At 51.7% G+C, this 4861-nt stretch carries 5 protein-coding genes; all 5 read right to left on the bottom strand.

The features are described 5' to 3' along the window. The coding region (locus ACQY6F_RS18135; RefSeq protein ID WP_428776453.1) for a dicarboxylate/amino acid:cation symporter at positions 1-1230 on the bottom strand (1230 nt) is incomplete at its 3' end. A gap of 257 nt (positions 1231-1487) precedes the next feature. Beyond that, entirely contained in the window at positions 1488-1805 is a 318-nt protein-coding gene (locus tag ACQY6F_RS18130) for a hypothetical protein (RefSeq protein ID WP_428776452.1), read from the bottom strand. A 207-nt stretch (positions 1806-2012) separates the two neighbouring features. Beyond that, a complete protein-coding gene (locus ACQY6F_RS18125; protein ID WP_428776451.1) occupies positions 2013-2621 on the bottom strand; it encodes a YitT family protein in 609 nt (202 codons plus the stop codon). A 216-nt stretch (positions 2622-2837) separates the two neighbouring features. Continuing rightward, a complete protein-coding gene (locus tag ACQY6F_RS18120) occupies positions 2838-4094 on the bottom strand; it encodes a quaternary amine ABC transporter ATP-binding protein (protein WP_428776450.1) in 1257 nt (418 codons plus the stop codon). After that, the coding region (locus tag ACQY6F_RS18115; RefSeq protein ID WP_428776449.1) for an ABC transporter permease at positions 4087-4861 on the bottom strand (775 nt) is incomplete at its 5' end. The genes ACQY6F_RS18115 and ACQY6F_RS18120, both read right to left, overlap by 8 nt.

The raw sequence follows: 4861 nt of genomic DNA, 5'->3' as shown, positions 1-4861 counted from the left end.
GAGTTCGCCTTCACTTCTCGCAACGATGGCGGTGACCATCGAATCGCCGGTGATGTTGACCACGGTCCGGGTCATATCCAGCAGACGGTCAACACCCATGATAAGCGCAATACCTTCCAGTGGCAGGCCTACCTGGTTCAGTACCATCGCCAGCATCACCAGGCCGACACCCGGAACGCCAGCAGTACCGATTGACGCCAGCGTGGCAGTCAGGATTACGGTCAGGTAGTCGCCCATAGTCAGGTCGATATTAAATGCCTGAGCGATGAAAGCGGTCGCAACACCCTGCATGATTGCAGTGCCATCCATGTTCACTGTCGCCCCGAGAGGGATAGTAAAAGAGGCCACTTTGTTGTCGACGCCCATGCGGTTTTTGGCGGTTTCCAGTGTAACCGGGATGGTGGCGTTGGATGATGCAGTTGAAAATGCAAACATAACCGCATCTTCCATTTTACGCAGGAAGGTAATCGGGCTCAGACCGGTAAAGCCTTTCAGCATCAAACCGTATGTCACGATACCGTGCACAACCAATGTACCGGCCAGTACCAGGAAGTATTCAGCCAGATTCATAATGGCACCCAGGCCCAGGCTGGTAAACAACTTCGCCATCAGGAAGAAGACGCCGTAGGGTGCCAGGTTCATTAGCAGCGCGACCAGCTTCATGATCACTTCGTTCAGGTCATTAAACACGGCAGCAATGCGCTCACCCGGTTTACCCGCGGCACTGATAGCGATACCGAACAACAGAGCGAAAACGATAATTTGCAGCGTGTTGCCCTGAGCCATCGAATTGATCGGGTTGGTTGGGAACATGTTGATGATCACTTCGCTCAGCGACGGTGCTTCTGCTGAAGTAAAGCTGCTGGCGGCGGTCAGATCCGCGCCGGCACCTGGCTGGAATACGGTACCTGCGACCAGGGCCAGAGTAATGGCAACTGCAGTGGTAACCAGATAAAACAGCAAGGTTTTTCCACCCATTCGGCCTAAGGTGGTGATGTCTTTAAGTGAGCTGGTACCACAAACCAGTGATACAAAAATCAGCGGTACGACCAGCATTTTCAGGCTGGCGACAAATATCTGCCCGCCCACGTCAAATAATCCGTTAACTATGTAGTCGTTGACAAATCCGTTGTCAGAAAAAAGGGCCTGAATGGCAAATCCTGTCAAGATACCTGTGACCATGCCGAAGATTACACGGCCGGTCAGCGACATGGGTTTCTTGGTATTCATAATGAACACTCCTTATAGTTATGCGCTTCGCCATACTACGAAGCGCGAAGGAGAGTATCAGGCTGGGCTACAAAGAAAATAGTCAACAGCGTTCCCAGCACGTGAGTTGTGATCGAGCTCACGTGGTTTGCTAGAGTTTTAACCTAGAATTTACAAAATATAGCGAAACAATAAACCAAAATTAACCTTTTAATTAGTATTTAATGTTATTGCAACTATATTGACTACTATTGTTCACTTGTTAAATCAGCTTCATATCAACGACGCTGAACAGGAAATGTCAGTATCGAACAGGGTTCGCTACGATGGTGTCGGACCTGCTGCTGCGGAACAATCCGCAATATTCCATCTCGAAACAACAGCTTAAACTGAGCATGGTTTTCACAGTGGAGCAGATAATGGCTGATTGCCTCGCATGTCATGCCATTCACTTCAAACTCGCTGTAGTGGGTAGAAAATTTGTGGACCTGGTGACAACGCACACCATCGTCGAAAAAGACCGGATGAATGGACAAGTCTAGCTTTGAAAGCATTGGCAGGGTTGCGGCAAGCGATTGCTCGTTCAGGGTGATCATGGTAAGTGTCAGCTCCGGTTAATGCCCTTATTTGGGGAATCAGTGAAAGGCGCAGAGTCTAACGGGATAGGGCGGTTCGGTCTGTACGGGAATGTCAGCTTGCCTGACATGAGGTTACAGAGTTAGCCGGTGACAGATAGCAATCGGGCAGCCTGTTGAAGCTGCCCGTCAGAAGTGCTGTTGTGGTGCGATTGATGCAGCGGGATATTACGCCGCAGGAGCAATTGGCTGGTAACGGCCCGGTTTATGGTTCATTGCCACAATCAGGTTAGTTACAACGGCCGCCAGTACCGAAAGCATGATCAAGCTGACATCGACAATAAACAGTGACATCACCACGATAGAACAATCCAGCGCCATCTGTACTTTGCCCGCCCGAATACCGTACCTTTCCTGTAAGAACAGCGCCAGAATACTGAAACCGCCCAGGCTCATTTTGTGGCGGAAGATCACCAGCATACCGATACCGATTAAGCCGCCACCAATCAAGGCCGCATACAGATTGTTAATGTGGGCAATACTGATCACCTGGTGCAGGTAATCGACGGACAACGACACCAGGGTTACGGCAATAAAGGTATTGATGGAAAATCGCCAGCCCATCCGGCTGACGGACAGAATATAAAACGGCAGATTGACGGCGAAAAACACTTGGCCAAAGCTGAAGTCACTGACTTTAGTAATAAACAGCGCCAGTCCGGCTGTACCGCCGGTCAGCAAGCCAACCTGGTTAAAAAATATCACACCCAGTGACACTAATGAGCAGCCGAGAATTAGCGCCAGTAAGTTTTCTCGCAGGCTATGATCTTTGTCCATGCTCGGAAAGTCCTCTTTTCTGTTACACAGCGTCGGCACTTTGGTACCGCTAATGGCCGCAGAATATGCGGTGATATGGGATGAAAGTCTAGTTATCAACAGGAATTGTGGCTAATGGCGGCGTTAAGTTTTGTTTACAGATCTGTTACTAGTTGATTGTTGGAATAAAAAATCGCCAGCGGTCTGCTGGCGATGAGATACCGGGCAGGGGAGGAGCTAGCCCGCTCTGTCTAGCTTACCCTTAGTTGCTGGCGCAGCCCCTGGCTCAGGTTGAACCGCATCCGGGTCTGCGACCGGGCTGCACTGATGTTCGGCAAACAGATTCGCAACGGTTTTACGCTCCAGTTCACCCTGCAGATTCCCCTGTTTGTCGACCACCGGCAGTGAATAATCGCTGGATATGGTTTCAGTCAGAATCTGCTCTATTGGCGCATCTGGCGAGATTTCCGGTACCGGTTCATACACATCCGGGCTGAACTGCTCGGTTTTCGCACCCTGCAGCCGGGCCTTGGTCAGCAATCCCTGATAGCCTTGTTTGGTGACGTGATAGGCATAATCGCCTTTAAAGCGTTTCATTTCCGCCAGCGCTTCGGCGATGGTCTCGGACGCAATCCGGTATGCTGGCGGCTGCATCACGGTTTCGACCGTTAACGCGCGGGCACGGTTGACGTCTTTGACAAACGCTTCAACGTAATCGTCCGCCGGGTTGAGCAGGATCTCGTCTGGAGTGCCCTGCTGCACCAATTCGCCATCTTTAAGAATGGCAATTCGGTCACCGAGCCTGAGCGCTTCATCCAGATCGTGGGTGATAAAGATGATGGTTTTGTGCAGTGTCTGCTGCAGCTCAATCAGTTGATCCTGCATCTCACTGCGGATCAGCGGATCCAGTGCAGAGAAGGCTTCATCCATCAACAAGATTTCTGCATTGGTACAGAGCGCCCGCGCCAGTCCGACCCGCTGTTGCTGTCCTCCGGACAACTGGCTGGGGTATTGCTGCTCGTATCCCTTCAGGCCGACGGTTTCCAGCCATTCGGTCGCTTTGGCCAGACGCTGTGACTTTTCCAGCCCCTGCACTTCAAGCCCATACCCCACGTTATCAACCACAGTACGGTGAGGCAGCAGGCCAAAGCGCTGGAACACCATCGACATTTTGTGGCGGCGGAATGCTTCCAGCTCTTTGGCAGACAGGTTCATGACGTCGATACCCTCAACCAGAATCTGCCCTTCGGTCGGGTCGATCAGGCGGTTGAAGTGGCGAATCATGGTGGACTTGCCCGACCCCGATAGCCCCATGATGACAAAGATTTCCCCCTTGCGTATCTTGAGGTTGATGTCTTTCAGACCGACGGTATGCCCGGTGTCGGCCAGCAATTGCTCTTTACTGGTCCCTTGTTTTACCTGTGCCATGACCGATTGCGGTTTTGGGCCAAATACCTTGTATAAGCCGCTGATTTCTATCAAAGGTTTAGTCATGTTTGTGGCCTCCAAGGTATGCTTGTGTCCGCTTGGCATAGGCTTGCGATGCCCGGTCAAACAGTATCGCCAACGCAACAATAGCGAAGCCATTCAGTAGCCCCAGAGTAAAGTATTGGTTAGTGATCGACTTCAGTACAGGCTGGCCGAGACCTTTTACCCCAATCATTGACGCGATCACCACCATAGATAAGGCCATCATAATGGTTTGGTTGATGCCGGCCATGATGGTGGGCATGGCCAGGGGCAGCTGAACCCCCCACAGACGTTGCCGACGACTGGCACCAAATGCTGTGGCCGCTTCCAGTACTTCCTGATCGACCAGCCTGATACCGAGGTTTGTCAGTCGGATAACTGGTGGAATGGCATAGATGATAACCGCAATCAATCCGGGGATTTTACCTATGCCGAGTAGCATTACTACGGGGATCAGGTAAACAAAAGCAGGCATGGTCTGCATGACATCCAGCATCGGTGTCACAGTGGCCTGCACACGATCTGAACGTGCCATCGCAATGCCGATAGGAATACCGAGCAGGATCGCCAGTAAGGTACAGACGGTAATTATGCTCAGGGTTCGCATGGTATCTTCCCACATACCGAAGTAACCAATCAGCAGCAGCGAAACCAGGCAGCCCAGAGCCAGTTTCCACGAGCGGCTGGCGGCGTATACTAAGCCGGTACAGACCGCCAGTACGACAAACCAGGGGGTCGAGATCAGCAGTTTTTCAAACCAGACCAGAAAAGAGAGCAGCGGGTCAAAGGCC

This window comes from Vibrio sp., from assembly GCF_050299255.1.
In the GTDB taxonomy this organism is placed as follows: domain Bacteria; phylum Pseudomonadota; class Gammaproteobacteria; order Enterobacterales; family Vibrionaceae; genus Vibrio.
The sequence above is the reverse complement of the archived record's forward strand: the minus strand, read 5'-3'. Positions and strand labels throughout refer to the sequence as shown.

What these genes read in the sequence shown, in the direction of transcription:
- ACQY6F_RS18130 (WP_428776452.1), bottom strand. Translation starts at nt 1,805, where the DNA reads ATGATCACCCTGAACGAGCAATCGCTTGCCGCAACCCTGCCAATGCTT.
- ACQY6F_RS18125 (WP_428776451.1), bottom strand. Translation starts at nt 2,621, where the DNA reads ATGGACAAAGATCATAGCCTGCGAGAAAACTTACTGGCGCTAATTCTC.
- ACQY6F_RS18120 (WP_428776450.1), bottom strand. Translation starts at nt 4,094, where the DNA reads ATGACTAAACCTTTGATAGAAATCAGCGGCTTATACAAGGTATTTGGC.